This window comes from Streptomyces sp. NPDC088157, assembly GCF_044741545.1.
Classification (GTDB): domain Bacteria; phylum Actinomycetota; class Actinomycetes; order Streptomycetales; family Streptomycetaceae; genus Streptomyces.
Genome location: NZ_JBIUSU010000003.1, coordinates 572,322 through 592,461 on the forward strand (window position 1 = coordinate 572,322; position 20,140 = coordinate 592,461).

Genomic DNA, 20,140 nt, shown 5'->3' on the forward strand with positions numbered 1-20,140 from the left:
CGATGGCGCGGGACCGCTTCGCTCCCGATTTCGACCCCGACTGCGGGGATGCTCCCCTCTCCTCCACCCGGCACGACATCGTCATCGGCCGCTGGCAGGGCCTGCGGGACCTGCTGCGCGCCACCGGCCCCGACTGGCTCGCCCGCGGTCACCGGGTCCGGATGCTCGCGCAGGCCTGCGTGGGCAGTTCGACGGTGGAGACCTGGCTGGCCGCCGAGCCGCACAGCTCCGACGCGCTGGTGCTGCGGGCGGCCACGGAGACGGCCCGGGCGTTCAACCTGGCGATCACCGCGGGCCGGGGGGCGCCGATCGACCAGACCCGTGTCGACGGAGCGGTGCTGGCGTGTCTGTCCGCCGCCGAGGCCTACCCGGACGATCCGACGCCGTGGGCCTCGCTGATCTCGGTCGCCCGCCTCTATCCGGCCGGGGTGCGCCGGCAGGAACTGGCCCGCTGGTGGGACGAGTTGCACCGGCGGGACCCCTACAGCATGGAGGGCCACCTCCAGGTCCTGCACTACTACTCCGCCCGCTGGCACGGCTCGCACGGGCTGATGTACGACTTCGCCCGTGACGCGGCCGGCGTGGCCCCGCCGGGCTGTCCGCTGCCGGTGCTGGTGCAGTACGCGCGCGTGGAGGAGTTCCGCCATGCCCTCGACACCACGCAGAGCCGCTCCACCGCGGTGGGCCTCGCCCAGCACTGGAACAACGACGGCGCCGTCAGCGACGTCCGGCGCACCTGGGAACGCTGGATCATGGGCCGTAAGGAGGACGCCGTCGCCCCGGGGGAGCTGCGGGACTTCAACTACCTGGCGCACGCCGCGTGCGGGGCGGGCACCGTGGACGTGGCGGCGCCGCTGCTGCGGATCCTCGGCCACCGGGCGACCCGCACGCCCTGGTCGTACACCGGTGATCCGGTCCAGCAGATCGCCAGGCGGCGCAAGGACTGGGGGGTACGCGACTGACACCGGCAACTCCCCCGCCCACCGGCCCCCGCGATCACCTCGAGCGCGGGGGCCGGTGGGTTCGCGGCCCGCGCGGGCTGCAGTCCCGTCGTGGGTGACGGAGTGTCACCACCGACGCTGTACGGCGCCCCGCACCTGTTGGTGAAGAACGAGCCCGGCCTGCCGCCCGTCGCCCACTTCCCGGTGGAGGCGCCGGACGTGGGCGTCACGCCGGCCCGCGGCCGCATGCCGGCGCTCACCGACCCGCGCCGGGTACGCCTCTGCCGGCTGATCGCCCGCCAGGCCATGACCACCGCCGACCTGGCGGCTCGACCGGTCATGACCCGCCCGCAAATCTCCCGCCATCTGCGGGTGCTGCGGGATCTCGGACTGGTGCGGGTGGAGCGCAACGGGCGGTACGTGCACTACGGACTGGATCTGGCGGCGGTCGAGCGGCTCGGACGGGACGTGGCGGTGGCGTTGCAGTACTGAGCACCGGTGTGGCGGACGTCGACGGCGGGTCCGCCCGCGGGGAGACCGCGAGGCCCCCGAGGATCTCGTCAGCCGATGGCGTGCGGGCCGTCCGGCCTGCCGCGGCGCTGTTCGACCATCTCGTGGCTGAGCCCCTCCGTCTCCTCCTCGGGCAGTCGCTCGAAGCCCTCCTCGGTGATCACCGAGACGATCGGGAAAATACGGCGGCCGATGTCGGGGCCGCCGGTGGCGGAGTCGTCGTCGGCCGCGTCGTACAGCGCCTGGAGCGCGGCCAGGGCCGCCTCGCGCCGGGTCATGTCGGGGTGGTACAGCTTCTTCAGCGCACCGCGGGCGTACGGGGAGCCGGAGCCCTCGGCGTGGAAGGGCGCCTTCTCGTACAGGCCGCCCGCCACGTCGAAGCTGAAGATGCGGCCCCCGGCTCCCGGGGCGGCGGCCGTGTCGTAGCCCGCGAGGAGCGGGACGACGGCGAGGCCCTGCATGGCCTGGCCGAGGTTCTGCCGGATCATCGTGGCCAGCCTGCGCGCCTTCGCGCCGAGGGTCATGGGGACGCCCTCGACCTTCTCGAAGTGCGTGAGCTCGACCTGGTACAGCTTCACCATGTCCAGGGCGAGTCCGACCGTGCCGGCGAAGGCGACGGCGGTGTGGTCGTCCGCCGGGTGCACCTTCTCCAGGTCGCGCTGCGCGATGAGGTTGCCCATCGTGGCCCGGCGGTCGCCGGCGATCAGCACACCGTCGCGGTAGGCGAGGGCCAGCACGGTCGTCCCGTGCGGGAAGCTGTCCGGGGCGGCCCGGACGCCGGCCGCGAACGGGCTGCGCGTCGGCAGCAGTTCGGGCCGGTGCGCCGCGAGGAAGTCGTTGAAGGACGAGCCGCCCGCCGTGAAGAACTCGTCCGCGAGCCGCCCGTCGTACCCGCTCCGCGCCATACCGCTCCCCCTCGCCGCCGTCCGGGACACCTCCACTACCTACCAGCACCCGGCGGCCGGAAAACACGCGGCCGGACGCCGTCCCGGACCTCAGCGGGTGTTCGGTCCCCGGTGCGGAGGCTGGCGCGGTACCGGCCGGGCCGGGGCGGGCGGTACGGAGCGCACGACGGGACCGTCGCCGTTCACCAGCACCTCGGCACCGTGGTGACGGATCGTCAGGGGCGAGCCGGACAACAGGGTGTAGGCGGCCTTGTCCGGGCCTATCTCCACGCGCAGCCGGCGGCCGAGGAGTTGGACGCTGAAGGCGAGGCGGCTGAACCTCTCGGGCAGCCGGGGCGCGAAGCGCAGGCCTTCGGCGTCGCCGCGCAGCCCGCCGAATCCGGCGACCAGGGCCATCCAGGTACCCGCCAGGGACGCGATGTGCAGCCCGTCGCGGGTGTTGTGCTCCAGGTCGGCCAGGTCCATCAGCGCGGCCTCGGTGGTGTAGTCGTAGGCCAGCCCCAGATGGCCGGCCTGTGCCGCGATCACCGCCTGGCAGCACGCCGACAGGGAGGAGTCGCGGACCGTCAGCGGCTCGTAGTAGGCGAAGTTGCGGGCGATCTGCTCCTCGTCGAAGTGGCCCGCGCAGGTGTACATCGCGAGGACCAGGTCGGCCTGTTTGACGACCTGTTTGCGGTAGAGGTCGAAGTACGGGAAGTTCAGCAGCAGGGGGTACTGGTCGGGGCGGGTGCCGGCGAAGTCCCAGTGCTGGTAGCGGGTGAAGCCCGCGTGCTGTTCGTGCACGCCGAGATCGTGGTTGTAGGGCACGTACACCGCTTCGGCGGCGTCCCGCCAGGCCGCGCTCTCCTCCTCGTCCACGCCGAGCCGGGCGGCCTCCCCCGGATGCCGTCCGACGGCGTCGGCCGCGGCGAGGAGGTTCGCCCGGGCCATGAGGTTGGTGTACGTGTTGTCGTCGGCGACCGCGCTGTACTCGTCGGGGCCGGTGACGCCGTCGATGTGGAAGGTGCCGTGCGCGTCGTGGTGGCCGAGCGAGCGCCACAGCCGGGCGGTCTCCACGAGCAGCTCGACGCCGGTGGTCCCTTCGAAGTCCGTGTCCCCCGTCGCCGTGACGTACCGGACCACGGCGTCGGCGATGTCGGCGTTGACGTGGAAGGCGGCGGTGCCGGCCGGCCAGTACGCGGAGCCCTCCGACCCCTCGATCGTGCGCCAGGGGAACGCGGCGCCGCGCAGCCCGAGTTGGGTGGCCCGCTCACGGGCGGCGGGCAGCGTGTTCTGCCGCCAGCGCAGGGCCTCGGCGACGGCTTCGGGCGCGGTGTAGGTGAGCAGGGGCAGCACGAAGGTCTCGGTGTCCCAGAAGGCGTGGCCGTCGTAGCCGGAACCGGTCAGCCCCTTGGCGGGGATGGCGCGTTGTTCGGCGCGGGCACCGGCCTGCAGCACGTGGAAGAGGGCGAAGCGGACTGCCTGCTGGATCTCCTCGTCGCCGTCGACCTCGACGTCCGCGCGGGACCAGAAGTCGTCCAGGTAGGCACGCTGGTCGTCGAGGAGGCCTGCCCAGCCGCTGTGTCCGGCCGCCGCGAGGGCCGCCTCCACCTGGTCGCTCATCGCGGGCCGGGAACGGGCGCCGGACCAGCCGTGGGCGACGAGCTTCTCCACGCGCAGCCGCTCACCGGGTTCCAGCACGGAGGTGACGGTGAGCCGGGCGACGTCGACGTTGCTCTCGCTGGTGACGGTGGTCCGCTCGGGACCGGTGACCTCGTGGTCGGCCGCCACGGCCACCCGCAGCCCGCTGCGCCTGGTGCGGTGGACGAGCCGCAGCCGCCGGCCGACGGCCACGTCCTCCTCCGGCTCCAGCGGCGACTTCAGGGCGCGGGCCGCGCGCGGGTCGCCGTTGGGCGCGGGCAGGCTCTCGTTGGTGACCAGCTCGGACTGGATCACCACCCGGGAGCGGCTGCCGACGGCCTCCACCTCGTAGGCGACGGCGGCCACGGCCCGCTGGGTGAGCGAGACGAGCCGGGTCGAGCGCACCCGGACCGTGGAACCGGCCGGCGAGGTCCACTCGCAGGTCCGCTCCAGGACGCCCCGCCGCAGGTCGAGCACCCGCTCGTGCGAGACGAGCCGCCCGTAGCGCAGGTCGAACGGCTCGTCGTCGACCAGCAGCCGCAGGATCTTGCCGTTGGTGACGTTGATGACGGTCTGACCGGACTCCGGATAGCCGTAGCCCGCCTCGGCGTAGGGCAGCGGGTGCAGTTCGTGGACGCCGTTGAGGTAGGCGCCGGGCAGGCCGTGCGGTTCGCCCTCGTCGAGGTTGCCGCGCCAGCCGACGTGCCCGTTGGAGAGCGCGAAGACGGACTCGCTCTGCGCCAGCACGTCGAGGTCGAGCTCCGTCTCGCGGACGTACCAGGGCTCGACGGCGTAGGACCGCTCCTTGATCACTACCGCCCTCCCCCTTCGCCGGGGCCCGCGAGGTCCGTCAGGTCCGCGAGGTCCTTGACGACGACGTCCGCGCCGTGCGCGTACAGCGCGTCGTTCTGTCCGACCCGGTCAACGCCGACGACGTACCCGAAGTTCCCGGCGCGGCCCGCGTCCATCCCGGCCAGCGCGTCCTCGAAGACGGCCGCCCCCGAGGGCTCGACGCCGAGATCGCGGGCGGCGGCCAGGAACGTGTCGGGGCGCGGCTTGCCCGGCAGGCCCCGCTCGGCCGCCACGACGCCGTCGATCCTGACCTCGAAGAGGTGCTCGGCGCCGATCGAGCGCAGGACGTCGCGGGTGTTGGCGCTGGAGGAGACGATCGCCGTCCGCAGGCCACGCGTGCGTGCCGCCTCGACGTAGCGCAGGGTTCCGTCGTACGCCTCGACGCCCTGGGTGCGGATCTTCTCCAGGAGGAGCTCGTTCTTGCGGTTGCCGAGCCCGTGGACGGTCTGCGCGTCGGGTGGGTCACCGGGTTCGCCCTCGGGCAGTTCGATGCCCCGGGAGGCGAGGAAGGTGCGGACGCCGTCGGCGCGGGGGCGGCCGTCGACGTACTCGTCGTAGTCGTGGGCCTTGTCGAACGGCCGGAATCCCTCGCCCGCGCGCGCGTGCAGGAACGCGTCGAAGGTCTCCTTCCAGGCGGCCGCGTGCACCACGGCCGTCCGGGTGACCACTCCGTCGAGATCGAAGAGGCAGGCGTGGATCGTTTCGGGGAGACCGAGCGTCGTCGTCATACCGCCCTGGTTCCCCCACATCGGGCCTCTCACCGGTGTGTCGCACGCCACACCCGCCCAGGAGGCCCGCACGGCACGCCCGCACGCCGGGCCCGCGCGTCGCGCGCGGCGCGGTCAGTCGTGCGGGAAGGAGTGGTGCTCGTGGGCGATCAGCCAGCGGCCGCGCTCCTTGCGCAGGCCGAAGGTGAGCCGCAGCCGCAGGCCGGGAACCTCGGCGAGTTCCTCGGGCGTGCCGCAGCGCAGCAGGGCGTGGGCGTAGGCGACGTCCTGACCGGCGGTGACCTCGAGGGTGTCGAGGTCGAAGCGGGCGCCCTGGGCCTGCCAGACGAAGAACGGCGGCCAGGTCGCGCGGTAGGCGGCCAGGCCCCGGATGCCCCGGGACGGCGCCGGCACGTTGTACATCACCAGATCCTCGGTGTGCTGGTCGAGGACGGTGTCGAGGTCGCCCCGGTGGACGGCGTCGGCCCAGCGGGTGATCAGGGCCCGGATCTGCCGCTCGTCGTCGGACACGGTCGTCCTCCTCTCCTTGCTCCTCGCGGCCTTGCGGGTCTGCTTCCGGGAGACCGGCCTTGCGGGTCTCCTTCCAGGAGACTGCGACACTCTGCTGTGTGCTCACTTTCGACGATCTGCTCATACGCGCGCGTGCCCTCGCGGGGGACGGCCGCAGGCGTGCGCTCCTCGGCCTCGCGGGCAGCCCCGGCTCGGGCAAGACGACCCTCGCCGAGCGCCTGGTGCGGGAGCTGAACGGCACCGGGGATCCGTGGGTCGCGCACGTCCCGATGGACGGCTTCCACCTGGCCGACGTCGAACTGGACCGCCTGGGCCGACGGGGCCGCAAGGGGGCGCCCGACACCTTCGACGCGGCCGGTTACGCGGCCCTGCTGCGGCGGCTGCGGGACGAGACGGACGGCGACGACCTCGTGTACGCGCCGGGCTTCGAGCGGGTGCTCGAGCAGCCGATCGCGGGAGCCGTCCCGGTGGCGCCGACGGCCCGGCTGATCGTCACGGAGGGCAATTACCTGCTGCTGGACTCGGGCGCGTGGGTCCGGGTGCGGGCCGCCCTCGACGAGGTCTGGTTCTGCGAACTGGAGGAGCGGGAACGGCTCCGCCGACTGGTCGCCCGCCACGAGGAGTTCGGCAAGGGGCACGAGGAGGCGGTGGCCTGGGTGCGCGGGTCCGACCAGCGCAATGCCGAGCTGGTGGCGACGACACGGAAGCGTGCCGATCTGGTGCTGTCGGCGCCCGTCTGACGGATCCGGGGCCGTTGCAGCGGGCCGCCCTGATGCGTGACGTGCACGGGGATCAACCCTTCATGCCCGGGGTGCCATGGCGTGGTTCATCGGGGTCACACGACGGGTGCGGGCCGGCGGGCGCGCAGTGCGACGGTCAGTGTGTGCGGGCCGGATCCACCGATGTAGACGCGGTTCCCGGTCGTCGCATCGGTGCCGCCCGCCACGGTGTAGTCCTGACCCGGGTCGTACCGCAGTACGTCGCTCCGGTCCGGCCCGGCGAGCGGTTCGCCTGCCTCGACGTCGGCCTCGACCCGGATCTCGTCGTCGCCGACCCGGTAGGTCATCGGCCCGGACGTCAGGCACCAGCGTCCGTCGCCGATCGGTACGGCGCCCTCGGGCACGCCGCCCGGCCGGAAGGTCAGTTCGAGGGCCCAGGGCACCCGCGGTCCGCTGATGTCGATCCGCAGGTCGGCCCCGTCCTCCCGCAGGTCCACCTCGACGCGGGTCGTGTGTGAGACCTCGTCCCGAGGCCGGTCCGGGAAGGCCATCGCGGCCGAGAAGCGTCCGTCGTCCACGAGCCGGTAAACGCCGTCGTCCCGCCTCTGGTCCGTGGGGAGCGGCTGGTAGTAGGCGGCCGTGAGGGTTTCGGTGAGCCGGTACCGGTTGTCGGCGAGCCGGTGTGTGCCGGCGGCGCGGAACGGGCCCAGGTCGAAGAACCCCCGCGCGAGACGGACCGCGTCGAGGACGGCGTCGCCGGCGAACAGGCGCAGGAAGGTGGGGTTGCAGGCGAGGCCCGAGCGGACGCGCCGGTGCTCGGGCACGTCGGAGCCGCCGTACACCACCGTGTGCGCGGTGGCCGAGGCGTGTGCGGCGAGGCGTGCGGTGGTGATGTACCGGTCGCGCGGCAGTGTCTCTGCGGCCGGGGCCGGCAGGGCGCGGCACAGGTCCGGGGTGAGGAGGGTCATGGCGAGCAGGTCGGGGTCGTCGATGCCGCCGGCGGCCGCCAGCCGCGCCGCCCGGCCGAAGTCGCCCCGGCCGGTGCGGATCGCGAGCAGCCGGTAGTGCGGCAGGTAGGGCGCCAGCGGGAACGGGTGGTTCTGGTCCTGCCGTCGCGAGTGGACGGTCTCCACCGTGCCGTCCGGCCTGATGAGGTCCAGGGTCGTGGCGAGATTGCGTTCGACGGCGTCCAGCAGGTCGGCGCGGCCGAGCACGTCGGCCAGCAGCAGCAGCGAAGGGTTGGAGACGTGGGCCGCGTAGTTGGCGCTCCGTTCCGAGTAGAGGCCCTCCGCGTCGATGTCGACACCCTCGGCGAGCCACTCCTCGACACGGTCGAGCAGCCGGCCGTCCGGGAACGACCGGTGCAGCCGGGCCAGCGCCGCGCACAGCTCCCAGCGGTGGTTCGGGGTGTGCACCCCGCCGGTCAGGAGACTGCCCGAGGCGGCGTCGGCGATCTCGGCGAGCGCGGCCGTGACGTCGCGCAGTTCCGGCCCCCCGCCCGCGGCGAGGACGTGCGCGTCGCACACGTCGTTGACGGTGAACGCGGAGTCCGGGGGCGACTGCACGTTGTCGCCGCCGGCGAAGAGGCCGGTGGCGGTCTGCGCGGCCCGCAGGGCGCGGAGGTGGGTCATCGTGGCGGCGATGGCCTGCCTGCTGCCGTGCAGTGCCGAGTCCGTGGACCGGTACGCCGCGACCAGGGTCTTCACCCGGCGGGCCAGAGCGCGGTGCGGCACACCGGCGGGTTCCTCGTCGGGGCCGGCCGCCGGCGGGGCGGCCGACCGGTCGGCGGCGCGGGCCGCCGCGCGGACGAACTCGTGGTCGAAGTCGTGGTCGAGCGGGGTGGGCAAGGTCAGTCCTTCAGTCCGGCATTGATGTCGGCGCTCATGACGTAGCGCTGGAACACCAGGAAGATGGCGATCAGAGGGATCATGGAGATGACCGATGCGCCGAGCAGTACCGACCAGTTGATGTTCTGCGCGCCGACGATGCTCTGGATGCCGATCTGCACGGTGAACTTGTTGGGGTCGTTGAGCATCAGCAGCGGCCAGATGTAGTCGTTCCACCGCCACTGGAAGGACAGGATGGCGAGGGTCAGCATGATGGGCCGGGAGAGCGGCACCATGATCCGCAGGAAGATCGACAGTTCGCGGGCGCCGTCGATGCGCGCGGCTTCCACGAGTTCGTCGGGAACCGTCAGGAAGAACTGGCGGAACATGAAGCATCCGGTCGCGGTGAGCACGGCCGGGAGGATGATGCCGGCGAACGAGTTGTACAGGCCGAGGTTGCGGACCACCAGGAACTCAGGGGCGAGCATGACCTCGGACGGCAGCATCGTGGTGGCCAGGATGCAGATGAAGAAGGCCTTGAGCCACTTGTTGTCGTACTTGGCCAGCGCGTACCCGGTGCAGCAGCTGACTCCCACCGTGAGGATCGTCGTGATCACGCACACGATGGCCGTGTTGATGAAGTACTGGGAGAAGTTGGCACTGCGCCACGCCGTCAGGTACCCCGACAGGGTGGGGTTGTGCGGAACCAGCGTCAGCGGATAGGAGAACAGGTCGCTGGCCGGCTTGAGGGAGCTGAGGATGAACCACAGCACCGGCAACCCGTACAGGCACGCCAGGATCCACAGCAGTGTCGTCGCGGACACCGCCTGCCGGAGCCCACCGCTACCCGCCCCGCGGGGCCGTTTCTTGGAGACGGCCCGTCCGGCATCGGCGTCGACCGGGCGTGGCATGTCTGTGGTTGTCATCGGTTCTCCACCCGCCGGTTGACGATCAGCTGGATGATCGCGACGGCCATCAGGATGAGCATGAGCACGAATGACGCGGCGCTCGCGTAGCCGATCTGGCCCCGTTTGAAGCCGGTCTCATAGATGTACTGGACAAGCAGGTTGTTCGACGTGCCGGGTCCGCCGTTGTTGAGGGCGACGAACACCGGGTATTCCTTCATCGCGTTGATCGTGTTGAGCAGGACGACGATGAACGAGGTGGGCGCGATGCTCGGCAGCGTGATGCTGATGAACTGGCGCCATGGGCCGGCGCCGTCGAGCGAGGCCGCCTCGTAGTACGACACCGGTACGTTCTTGATCGCCGCGATGAACAGCAGCATCGAGAAACCCGTCCAGGCCCAGGATGCGGCCATCACCACCACCATCAACGACAGGTCCGCGTTCGACTGCCACGGAACGGCACTTCCGCCGAGCTTCTCGATGACGTAGTTGACCAGTCCGAAGTTCTCGCCGAACAGCCACCGCCACAGGACGCCCACGACGATGGGCGACAGAAGCCATGGGATGAAGAAGATGACGCGGGCGACCGACGCGCCCTTGGCGTGCTTGCTCACCAGCAGGTTGGCGGTGAGCAGCGAGACCGCGAAGTTCAGCGGTACGAAGAGCACGGCGTACAGCAGCGTCCGGGTCAGCGCGTCGTAGAAGGTGGAGTCCCCGAACAGGTTGTGGTAGTTGTCCAGTCCGATGTACTGGAACGCCCCCACACCCGTGTAGTTCGTGAAGGAGTAGACGAGCCCGATCACCGCCGGCCAGACGAAGAACAGCGAGAAGAGCACGACATTGGCCGCGATGAGGACGAGCGGCGCAAGGGTGTACTTACTGCGTCTCCTGGCCGGGCTCGCGGACACGTCCGAGGCGCGTTTTGTCATCTTCCTGACTCCGTGCTGGTGGAATGGATTCCTGTGGGGCTCACGCCATGAGCCCGGCCTTGCGTGGGCGCCCAGGTCGGGCGGCGGTGTCTCGACCCCGCCGCCCGCCCCTCTGGCCCACGATCAGCCGCCGACCTGCTGGTTGTAGCCGGCCACGATGTTCTCCAGGGCCTTGTCGGCCGACTGCTGGCCGTTGATCGCCTTGCCGAGCTCCGTCTTGGTCGGGTCCTCGGTGAGGCTCTTGCCCTTCAGCACCCAGTTCGTCTGCGCGGTGTTGAAGTAGCCGGAGATCGGGGCGTAGAGCGGGATCGACTCGTTGTACAGCTTGAACGCCGCCTGCGCCGCCTCGGACTCGAAGGGGTACTTCGGGTTCAGACCGCTCTCGACGGGCAGGAACCCGGACGCCTCGCACAGCGCCTGGTAGTGGGCCGGCTCGTACAGCCAGGACAGGAACTTCGTCGCGGCGGTGGCCGCGGCGCCGTTGTTGTTGAAGCCCACCGTCATGCCGCCGCTGTTGACATCGCTGGCCTGCACCGGCTCGGCGGGAGTCGGGACGCTCGCCCAGTCGAACTTCTTGATGCTCTCCGCGAAGGCGGGAACCTGCCAGACGCCGGACCAGAAGGCGACCACGTCACCGCTCTGGAACATGGCCGCCGGGTCGGCGCCGCTGGTCCACACCGACTTCGGAATGGTCTTGTCGTCGTTGAGTCCGACGAAGTAGTTCACGGCCTTCTTGGTCGCCGCGTCCACCGAGAACTTGCCGGAGGAGTCCGCGTGGACGTACTGCCCGCCCATCTCGTACACCATGGCGCGGAGCCTGGACGGCGACTGGTCGAAGGTCAGGGAGTACTTGGCCTTGGTCTTCTCCCTGACCTCGTCCGCCGCCTTGATGAAGTCGGTCCAGGTCCAGGTCTTCTGGGGCGAGGTCGGGAAGGCGACGCCGGCCTTCTTGAACAGCGTCTCGTTGATGAACAGGCCGGACGCGGTGACGTCCGAGGGGATGGACAGCACCTTCCCGGACGAGTCCTTGGCGAGGAAGTTGGCGTTGATGTTGTTGCTCTTGTTGTTGGCGATGGAACTGAGGTCGATCAGCTTGCTCGACCAGATCGGGTCCAGCGCCGGCACGGCCGCCACGTCGGGCAGGGAGTTCGCCTGCGCGGCGTTGTGCAGCTTCGTCGTGTAGCCGTCGTAGGGGAGGTTGACGAGCTTGACGTCGACGCCGGCTTCCTTCTTGTACTGCGCCACCATCTTCTTCCAGCCCGCGTCCTGCCCCGGAACCGTGGAGATCCAGAACGTCAGCGACTTGGCGTTCCCGCCCGAGTCGGATCCCGACCCGCAGGCGGAGAGCAGCAGGGCGCCTGCCGTGGCCACGGCAGCGAGGGGAACCATGCGGCGTATGCCGCTGCGGCCGAGTCGGCGGGAGCGCCGCACACCTACAGTGATCATCTTCGATCCCTTTTCGTCGTACGGGACGGAGCACGGCGCCGACCGAGGCGGCACGGGTGCATTTTGCAGGAAGGTTTGCTTTCCGAGGGCGCGGCCTCGCCCGGCCGCGTCATCCTGACGGGCGAGGGTCCCCGGCCGCTGTGGCCGTCGCCGCACAAGCACGCCCTGGTGCGGTTGCCGTACGTCGAGTACGGGCGGGACGCTCGCTCCAAGCCGGCGTCCCGACCGACTTAGAAAGCGCTTGTCCGGACATTGGCAGACCGAGTCGGAAGCCGTCAATCCTCAGCCCGCGCGGCCTCGGTCACGGTTTGGACTCCCCGGGCGACCGCGAGCCGTGCCGCACCCGCGACCGTGCCGGTGTCCCCGACCGTGCTGCTGACCACCTCGGTGGGCCAGCTCAGCCGCGCCAGCTCGGCCCGCACACCGGGCAGGAGCTGCGGATCCGCGCCCGTACTGCCGCCCAGCACGATCAGCCCCGGGTCGAGGACGGCGGTCACGGCGGCGGCCAGGCGCCCTACGTCCGCGGCGTGACGGCCGACGACCTCCCGGGCCGGGGCACGGCCCTCCCCCGCGAGGGCGAAGAGCCGCTCGGTGGTCCGCGGGCAGGGGCCGTCGGCGCCCTGCCAGGCCGCCGCGGCCCGGCGCAGCAGGGAGCGGGCGCCGATGTACTCCTCCAGGGCCTCCTGGCGCGGCTCACGGCCGTCGTCCCAGGGGTAGGGCAGCCGGGCCAGCTCACCGGCGGCGCCGTTCGAGCCGCGCAGCACCGAGCCGCCGACCACGATGCCGAGACCGACACCCACGCCGATCCGCAGGTAGCCGAAGGTGTGACGGCCGCGCGCGGCGCCCTCGTGCAGCTCCGCGAGCGCGGCGCAGTTGACGTTGTTCTCGAGGTGGACCGGCACCCCCGGCGGCAGCGCGACGGCCATGGCGTCGAAGACCGGGCCGGCCTTGGCGGTCGCGGGGCGCATCCCGCTGCCCTGCCGGTCCCGGGCCGCGACGTCACCGACGGCGACGACGATGGTGCGCAGCGGGATGTCGTCGGGCAGCGCGGCGAGCGCCTCGCGCACGGCGCCGGCGGCGCCCGTCCTGGAGGCGGTGGCCTCGGCGAGCAGGGAGCCGTCCAGGGCGCAGCCGTGGACCCGGGTGAGGGCGGGGCCGAGGTCGACGGCGAGTACGGCGCCGGCGGCCGGCCCGAGGCAGTAGACGGCGGCCGAGCGGCCGGTGCCGCTGGAGGCGGTGCCGGAGTGCGCGGCGAGCCGGGCGCTCTCCAGTTCCGCCACGGCGGAGGACACCGTCGGTTTGGACAGGCCCGCCAGGCTCGCCAGCTGCGGCCGGGTCGCACTGCCCGCCCGGGCCAGCACGGCGAACACCGCGCTCGCGCTGTCGGTCAGGCGGGGGGCTTCCGCCACGTCGAGTTCCACAGTTTCCCCCACACGGGTACAGGGCCGCGCTCCCGGGCCGATCGTCTCGGCGGGGTGCGGCGAAGGGATGCACCGACGTCGCGCGTTTCCGCTCCGCGGCGGCCCGGACGGGCGCCTGGACGGTCGAGTGCGCGATTCCTCTTGACGCACTGTACTTCGTTAGTTAACTTCCTAACGAACTTCACGGTACTCGCCTGCCGTGCTTCGTCAGAGGCCCGTCCCGGGGCTTCCCTAGTTCACCGATCCGCAATCCCTCGGTCACGGTTCGCCCGCCGTCGCAGCTCGTAGCAACGACGAAAGAGGATCCGTGCAGGACTCTCCCCCTTCGTGCCCCCTCGTGGTCGGCGTCGACGTGGGCGGCACGAAGACGCATCTGCGCGCCCTCGCGGGTGACGCCACCGTGGCCGACCACGTCCGCTCCAGCACCGGATGGCGGCCGCACGACCCGGCCGCCGCGCGCTGGCTCACCGACCTCGTCCGCGAGGCGCTGCCCGCGGGCGCGCGCCCGTCCGCGCTCGCCGTGGGCGCGCACGCCTGTGAGACACCCCGCCAGTGCGCGGAGATCGGCGACGCCGTACGGCTCTCCCTCGGTGTGCCCACGCGCGTGGTGGGCGACGCCGAACTGCTCGTTCCCGCCGCCGGACTGGACAAGGGTGTCGGCCTCGTGGCCGGCACCGGTTCGGTGGCGGTCGGCCGGCTGCCGGACGGCGACCCCGTCCAGGTGGGCGGCTGGGGCGCGGTCCTCGGCGACGAGGGGGGCGCCGCCGGGCTGGTCCGCGAGGCGGCCCGGGCCGTGTGGGCGGCCCACGACCGCGGTGAGGAACCCGGAGCCCTGGCCCTGGGACTTCTCACCGCCTTCGGCGTGCCCGAGGTCCCGGCGCTCGGCGCGGCGCTGGAGGGCGCCTCGGACGTCTCCGCCGAGTGGGGACGCCATGCCCCCGTCGTCTTCGCCGCCGCGGCCGACGGCTCCGCGCTCGCCCGGTCCGTGATCGCCGAGGCCGGTGCGGCCCTCGCCACGCTCGTCGCCCGCCTCGCCGCGCGCGGAGTCGCGGTCGACGACGTGGTGGTCGCGGGCGGCACGGTGCTCGGCCAGCCGGCGCTGTACGACGCGTTCGCCTCCGCGCTGGCCGACGCGGTGCCGGGCGCGCGGGCGCGGCCGCTCACCGTGCCGCCGGTCGAGGGCGCGGTGGCGTTGGCGCGCTCCCTTCTGTGAGGCGCCGGCCTCTCGTTCACCCGCAGGACACGCCCCGGTGGCCGGGTCATCGCGGAAGCGACACGACCCGCCCGTAGATCTTCGCTCGTACGCGTCATCCGGCTCGCACGTCGTCCGGAGGCCGGCGAGCCGCACCCGATCGCACGTATCCCGCACGTATCCCCGCACCTCCTCCCCGGCCGAAGGGCCGACGAAGTCCAGAGAGGCACACTCATGCCGTCACCCGCCGGGCAGTCCACCCCCTCGGCCGTGAACAGAAGGCGCTTCCTGAAGGTCTCCTTCGGTGGCTCCGCGGCCCTGGTCGCCGCTCCGACGCTCGCCTCCTGGCTGGGCGCCGCCGACGCCAAGGCCGCCACGGGCCCGCTGCCGTTCGTCGACGACTACAGGACGAACGTCTCGACCAACCTGACGCCCGAGACCAACGCCGTGGTGCGGATCCTCGGCGGCTTCGCCCAGGTGTGGAAGACCGGCGGGGCCTGGAACACCGGTACTCCGCTGCGCCCCGAGATACTGCGCGCCAACGTGCGCTACTGCGTCGCGGTCACCGGGGCCCGCACGGAGGCCCAGGGCAGGGAGGCGTTCGTCTACGACCGCCAGCACCAGAGCTACGCGATGATCGCCGGACTCGGCCCTCTGTCGGATCTCTACAAGACCGGCGCCAAGGCCGTCACGTCGATCACCAGCGCGCCGGACACCACCCCCGCCACCAAGATCGACGACGCCGTACCCGCGGGCGCGCCCGCCGGCTCCGCGCTCGGCGCCGGCTCCTACACCTCCGACCTCGGCCAGGTCGCCAAGCTGGTCGACACCGTGCGCGGCCCGTTCGCCTCCGGCAACCCGGGCAAGTACGCCTTCCAGTACCCGCGTCCGTGGCGCATGAACGACAACAGCGAGGTCGTCGACACCGGGAAGACCGATGCCCTCGGCTTTCCCGTGTACGACTCGAAGGTGGTCGTCGTTCCCCAGCTGCTCCGTCAGCGCAGCTCGTCCCCGACCGACGACGGCGGCTTCCCCAGCGGGCACACCAACGCCTTCCACCTGGCCTCGCTGGCGTACGCCTACGCCGTCCCCGAGCGGTTCCAGGAGCTGGTGACCCGCGCCCTCGCGCTCAGCCACACCCGGATCGTCTCCGGCATGCACTCCACCGTCGACGTCCTGGGCGGCCGCGTCATGGCCACCGCCCTCGCCGCCGCGACGCTCGCCGACCCGGCCAACGCCGAGCTCAAGGCGGCCGCCCGCGCCCAGGCGCTGGCCTACTTCACCGAGAAGACCGGCACCACGGCCGACACCCTGTTCGCCTACGCGCACTCCGACGCCTCGGACGCGTACGCCGACCGCGAGGCCAACGCGCGGGCCAACGAGCCCCGCCTGACCTACGTGCTCGAGCGTCAAGGCCGCGAGACGCCCCTCACCGTGCCCAAGGGCGCCGAGGTGCTGCTGGAGACCCGGCTGCCGTACCTGACCGCCGACCAGCGCCGCGAGGTGCTGCGCACGACCGCGCTGCCCTCCGGATACGTCCTGCTGGACGGCTTCGAGCAGTGGGGCCGGCTCAACCTGTTCGCCGCGGCGGACGGTTACGGCGCCTTCGACTCCGACGTCACGGTCACCCTGGACGCGTCCAAGGGCGGCTTCGACGCGGCCGACGCCTGGCGCAACGACATCGAGGGCGAGGGCGGTCTGGCCAAGCGCGGCTCGGGCACGCTCACCCTCACCGGGCGCAACCGCTACCAGGGCGGCACCGTGCTGGAGGCGGGCGTGCTCGTCGCCGGGCACGAGCGCGCCCTCGGCCGGGGCGACGTGCGGCTGGACGGCGGCACGCTGCGCGCGGGCGAGCCGGTGCGGGTGCGTGGCGCGTGGGCCCAGGGGGCCGGCGCCGTGCTCGACCTGACGCTGCACAGGTATCACGGTCCGGCGCTGCGGGTGTCCGGGCGGGTCCGGCTCGACCGGGGCTCGGTGCTCTCGCTGCGTCTGGACGCCGACCGGCCGCCGGTCGCGGGGACCACCGTGCCGGTGATCGAGGCGTCGGCGCTGCGTGGGCAGTTCGACCGGGTCGAGCTGAACTCCGACCAGCTGCGCGCCGTACCCGTGTATACGGCAGACGGTCTGTCGGTACGACTCCTGAAGCGGTAACACCCTTCGCGGCGGGAGCCGGTGCGAAGCGGCCTCCGGCCCGCCGCGCACCGGCTCCGGCCACCGCCCGGCCGGTGTCTCCGCAGGGCGGACGATGACACGCGAAGCGCACCCGGTACCGGACCCCGCCCCCGACGCGGGCACGGCGCGGCCCCGGCCGCCTGCCCGCCGACGGCTGATCGTCCCGCTCCTGGTGATCGTCCTGCTCTCCCAGATGGCCGTCGCGATGGTCACCGCGGCGGTGCGGCAGACCCCGACCATCGACGAACCGGTGTACGTCGCCACGGCGGCCTCCTACCTCCACGAGCACCGGGTGCGCCTCAACCCGGAGCACCCACCGCTCGGCAAGCTGATCGTCGCCGTCGGCGTGGCCTTCGCCCGCCCGCACGTCGATCCGGCGTTCGCCGGCGCCCAGGAGGAGGTGGGCCGGCACCTCCTGTACGAGTCCGGGAACGATCCCTGGCGGCTGATGCTGTGGGCCCGGCTGCCGGTGATCGCGCTGACGCTGCTGTTCGGCCTGGTGGTGTTCGCCTTCACCCGTGACCTCGCCGGACCCGTTCCCGGGCTGGCGGCGCTCGCCCTGTACGCCCTCTCCCCCGACGTCGTCGCGCACGGCTCGCTGGCGACGCTGGACGTCCCCGCGGCGGGCTTCCTGCTGACCTCGGTGTGGCTGCTGTGGCGGGCCCGCCGCGGCAGGGCACGTCTGTATGTGCCACTCGCCGGGGCCGCTCTCGGCGCGGGGCTCGCCACGAAGATGAGCTCGCTGCCCGCCGTTCCCGTGCTGGTGTCCCTGGCGGCGCTGTCGGTGTGCGCCCGGCGGCCCCGCGACTTCCGCAGGGCGCTGCTGGGTGCGGCGGCGGTGACGGTGACCGCCGTGGCCGTCGTATGGGCCACGTATCTCGTGGTCGATCCGCGGCTGCGCTGGGATGCCGGGGCGACCCATGTACCCGTGGTGCACGGTCTGCGCGGGCTCCTCGTCCGGCTGCTGCCCTTCCCCGAGGCGTACCGGGACGGCATGCGGATCCAGTTCGGTCTGGAGCACCGGTCGTGGGCGGGCTTCCTGTTCGGGCGCGTGTACTCCGGCGCCCGCTGGTACTACCTGCCGGTCGCCCTGGTGGTGAAGACCCCGCTCGGGATGCTCGCCCTGTGGGCGGCCGGGGCGGTCGCGATGGTCACGGTGCGGCGGCTGCGGCCCGCGGCGCCCTACGTCCTGGTCCCGGCCGCCGTGCTGCTGGCCTCCGCCATGACCGGGGCCCGGGACCTGGGGACCCGGTACGCCGTCTTCCTGCCGATGTTCCTCGCGGTGGCCGCGGGGTGCGTCCTGGCGGTGCGCAGGCGGTGGGCCCCGGTGGCGGTCGGGGCGCTGGTGGCGTTCGTCGCCGTCAGCTCGCTGCGGACGTATCCCTACTACCTGCCGTACTCCAACGAGGCGTTCGGCGGGCCGGCGAAGACGCATCTGCGGCTGCACGACTCCAACGTGGACTGGGGCCAGGACCTGGGACGGCTCGCGGACCGGCTGCACGACCGCTACCCCGGCGAGCGGGTGTGGCTCGTCTACAAGGGCAGCGGGGTGCCCTCCTCCTACGGCATCGACGCCCGCGACCCTCAGCGGGCGCCCGTGGGGGAGGTGCACGGGCTGCTGGTCGTGTCGGACTCCGCGGTCGCCGTGGCGAAGGGCCGCCTGGCGGTGCTGCTGCGCTCCAGCCGGCCGGTCGACGAGGTCGGTCACTCGATCACGCTGTACCGGCGGTAATCCGCGATCACCGCGTACGCGGGGGGCGTCTTCGCCCACCCTGTCCGGCACGGTCCCTGAAGTATGTTGAGCCCCGTGGAAGACAAAGGAGGCGCACCGGTGCCATCGCCGCAACAGGCACGCGCACAGGCATCCGCGATCACCTCGGGCAGAACCGGTCCGGAGACGGAGGTGTCCCCGACCTCCCGGCTCAGGGCGCTCTTCGACGGGCCCCATCTGTCCCCGGGTCAACGGCGCATCGCCCAGTACCTGATCGAGCACATCACCGAGGCGGCGTTCCTGTCGATCACCGACCTCGCGGACCGCGTCGGGGTGAGCCAGCCCTCGGTGACCCGGTTCGCGGCGGCGGTCGGCTTCAGCGGCTACCCCGCGCTGCGCGAGAGGCTCCAGTCGATCGCGCTGAGCGCCCTGGCCGGCGGTCCGGCGGCGGCCGAGGTGAACCGGAGCAACGAGCTCCAGGCGGCGGTCGAGGCGGAGATCGAGAACCTGGAGAACCTGCGCCGCGACTTCGCGGACCCGGACCGGGTCATCGACGTGGGCCGCAAGCTGTCGCAGTCGACGCCGCTGACCATCCTGGGGCTGCGGATCTCCGTCTCGCTCGCCGAGTACTTCGCCTACGCCGCCCGCCGGGTCCACCCGGACGTACGGCTGGTGACCCGGGGCGGCAGCGTGGCCTACGACGCGCTCCTGCAGTCCCGGGAGGCGGGCGGGACCTGGGTACTGGCGTTCTCGATGCCCCGGCACGCGCAGGAGACGCTGACCGCCGTACGGGTGGCGCGCAGCGCCGGTCTCAAGGTCGCGCTGATCACGGACCTGGCGCTGGGGCCGGTGGCCGACGAGGCCGACGCCACCTTCGCCACCGGCACCGGCTCCCGCCTGGTCTTCGACTCCTACGCCGCCCCCGGCGTGATGGCGGCGGCGCTGCTCCAGGCCATGACCGACGCGGGCCCCGAGCGCACCCAGGCGAGGCTCGAGGAGTACGAGCAGATCGCCGAGCAGCACCAGTTCTTCCTGCGTGAGTGACCGGCCTCCCCAGGCCACCCCCCTCCCCGGCAAAACGAAGAGGGATCATTGCGGGCATTTCACGCATGAATGTTTTCATACGTCTTGCAAAGCCGTCGGCATATATAAATACTGCTCACGGCCGCATCCGCCCGCAAGGGCTCAGGTACGGGCACCCGAAGCCGCCGTCCCCTACCCGCGTCGGCGCCCAGGGTGTTCGGGGCATCGCTTGCGCGAGCGCCCGTGGCGGCCCCGGTCTTCCCCTGGGCCGGGGCCGCCCCGAACCGTCGGACCACCGTCACGACGCCACACACCGGAAGCGATGATCATGACCCTGACGACGACGCGCATCAGCTCGGACTGGCCGTGCCAGGTCAAGACTCCCGGCAGCTACGACTGGGAGCGCTCGGCCGCCAAGTGGCTGCGCGAGCTGGTGCCCGCGCGTTACGCGAGCTACCCGGCACTGCTGCGCCACCCGGTACTGCTCGCCCGCCATGCGCAGATCCAGGTCCAGAACGAGGTCCGGGTGGCCCGCACCGCCCTCCAGACCGCCCGCGCCGATCTTCCCCGGCTCGGACTGCCCGAGTCGGTCATCGAGCACACGATCAAGATGTACGCGGCCGAGGTCATGCAGTTGCAGCACATCGCGCGCAGCGTCCGCGCGGTCACCCAGGCTCTGGTGGAGCAGAACTCGGGACGCTGAACGGGACAATCCGTTCCCGGTCTCCGG

At 72.2% G+C, this 20,140-nt stretch carries 17 protein-coding genes; 8 read left to right on the plus strand and 9 right to left on the minus strand.

Annotated features, from left to right (window positions below):
• Positions 1 to 2: 2 nt before the first annotated feature.
• Positions 3 to 962 carry a hypothetical protein gene (locus tag ACIPFH_RS13740; RefSeq protein WP_401826018.1) on the plus strand — a complete coding sequence of 320 codons (960 nt, stop codon included), beginning with the start codon at positions 3 to 5 and terminating at the stop codon, positions 960 to 962.
• 90 nt (positions 963 to 1,052) lie between these two features.
• A complete protein-coding gene (locus ACIPFH_RS13745) occupies positions 1,053 to 1,433 on the plus strand; it encodes a metalloregulator ArsR/SmtB family transcription factor (RefSeq protein ID WP_401826019.1) in 381 nt (126 codons plus the stop codon).
• Between the two features lie 68 nt (positions 1,434 to 1,501).
• Here ACIPFH_RS13745 and prcB read toward each other — a convergent pair whose 3' ends face one another.
• The 4 genes from prcB to ACIPFH_RS13765 all read right to left on the minus strand — a co-directional run bounded on the left by prcB (position 1,502) and on the right by ACIPFH_RS13765 (position 6,066).
• The gene (prcB, locus tag ACIPFH_RS13750) at positions 1,502 to 2,356 is read right to left on the minus strand and encodes a proteasome subunit beta (protein ID WP_401826021.1); all 855 of its coding nucleotides are present in this window, start codon (positions 2,354 to 2,356) and stop codon (positions 1,502 to 1,504) included.
• Positions 2,357 to 2,446: 90 nt separating this feature from the next.
• Complete coding sequence (locus tag ACIPFH_RS13755) at positions 2,447 to 4,789, minus strand: glycoside hydrolase family 65 protein (RefSeq protein ID WP_401826024.1); 2,343 nt, start codon at positions 4,787 to 4,789, stop codon at positions 2,447 to 2,449.
• A complete protein-coding gene (locus ACIPFH_RS13760; RefSeq protein ID WP_401826025.1) occupies positions 4,789 to 5,556 on the minus strand; it encodes a beta-phosphoglucomutase family hydrolase in 768 nt (255 codons plus the stop codon). The genes ACIPFH_RS13755 and ACIPFH_RS13760 overlap by 1 nt, the downstream gene beginning before the upstream one ends.
• Before the next feature lie 114 nt (positions 5,557 to 5,670).
• Entirely contained in the window at positions 5,671 to 6,066 is a 396-nt protein-coding gene (locus tag ACIPFH_RS13765) for a nuclear transport factor 2 family protein (RefSeq protein ID WP_401826027.1), read from the minus strand.
• Between the two features lie 98 nt (positions 6,067 to 6,164).
• Here ACIPFH_RS13765 and ACIPFH_RS13770 point away from each other — a divergent pair, with 98 nt between their 5' ends.
• Positions 6,165 to 6,806: a nucleoside/nucleotide kinase family protein gene (locus ACIPFH_RS13770; protein WP_401826029.1), complete on the plus strand. Its 642-nt coding sequence runs from the start codon at positions 6,165 to 6,167 to the stop codon at positions 6,804 to 6,806.
• A gap of 95 nt (positions 6,807 to 6,901) precedes the next feature.
• On the opposite strand, the gene ACIPFH_RS13775 is transcribed toward ACIPFH_RS13770, so the two are convergent.
• The 5 genes from ACIPFH_RS13775 to ACIPFH_RS13795 all read right to left on the minus strand — a co-directional run bounded on the left by ACIPFH_RS13775 (position 6,902) and on the right by ACIPFH_RS13795 (position 13,300).
• Positions 6,902 to 8,632, minus strand: a complete 1,731-nt coding sequence (locus ACIPFH_RS13775; RefSeq protein ID WP_401826032.1) for a hypothetical protein — start codon at positions 8,630 to 8,632, stop codon at positions 6,902 to 6,904.
• Positions 8,633 to 8,634: 2 nt separating this feature from the next.
• On the minus strand, positions 8,635 to 9,537 hold the full coding sequence (locus tag ACIPFH_RS13780; RefSeq protein WP_401826033.1) for a carbohydrate ABC transporter permease: 903 nt from the start codon (positions 9,535 to 9,537) through the stop codon (positions 8,635 to 8,637).
• Positions 9,534 to 10,445, minus strand: a complete 912-nt coding sequence (locus tag ACIPFH_RS13785) for a carbohydrate ABC transporter permease (RefSeq protein WP_401826035.1) — start codon at positions 10,443 to 10,445, stop codon at positions 9,534 to 9,536. Before ACIPFH_RS13785 ends, ACIPFH_RS13780 begins: the two co-directional genes overlap by 4 nt.
• 123 nt (positions 10,446 to 10,568) lie before the next feature.
• Complete coding sequence (locus tag ACIPFH_RS13790) at positions 10,569 to 11,891, minus strand: extracellular solute-binding protein (protein WP_356251635.1); 1,323 nt, start codon at positions 11,889 to 11,891, stop codon at positions 10,569 to 10,571.
• Between the two features lie 275 nt (positions 11,892 to 12,166).
• Complete coding sequence (locus tag ACIPFH_RS13795; RefSeq protein ID WP_401826037.1) at positions 12,167 to 13,300, minus strand: ROK family transcriptional regulator; 1,134 nt, start codon at positions 13,298 to 13,300, stop codon at positions 12,167 to 12,169.
• A gap of 319 nt (positions 13,301 to 13,619) precedes the next feature.
• On the opposite strand from ACIPFH_RS13795, the gene ACIPFH_RS13800 reads away from it, so the two are divergent.
• The 5 genes from ACIPFH_RS13800 (at position 13,620) to ACIPFH_RS13820 (ending at position 20,113) form a co-directional block, all read left to right on the plus strand.
• Positions 13,620 to 14,525, plus strand: a complete 906-nt coding sequence (locus ACIPFH_RS13800) for an N-acetylglucosamine kinase (protein WP_401826039.1) — start codon at positions 13,620 to 13,622, stop codon at positions 14,523 to 14,525.
• A gap of 213 nt (positions 14,526 to 14,738) precedes the next feature.
• On the plus strand, positions 14,739 to 16,655 hold the full coding sequence (locus tag ACIPFH_RS13805; RefSeq protein WP_401826041.1) for a phosphatase PAP2 family protein: 1,917 nt from the start codon (positions 14,739 to 14,741) through the stop codon (positions 16,653 to 16,655).
• A 94-nt stretch (positions 16,656 to 16,749) separates the two neighbouring features.
• Positions 16,750 to 18,408, plus strand: coding sequence for an ArnT family glycosyltransferase (locus ACIPFH_RS13810; RefSeq protein ID WP_401826044.1), 1,659 nt, complete (start codon positions 16,750 to 16,752; stop codon positions 18,406 to 18,408).
• Positions 18,409 to 18,507: 99 nt separating this feature from the next.
• The gene (locus tag ACIPFH_RS13815; protein WP_359119520.1) at positions 18,508 to 19,431 is read left to right on the plus strand and encodes a MurR/RpiR family transcriptional regulator; all 924 of its coding nucleotides are present in this window, start codon (positions 18,508 to 18,510) and stop codon (positions 19,429 to 19,431) included.
• A 301-nt stretch (positions 19,432 to 19,732) separates the two neighbouring features.
• Entirely contained in the window at positions 19,733 to 20,113 is a 381-nt protein-coding gene (locus ACIPFH_RS13820) for a hypothetical protein (protein WP_327319963.1), read from the plus strand.
• The last annotated feature ends 27 nt before the right edge of the window (positions 20,114 to 20,140 follow it).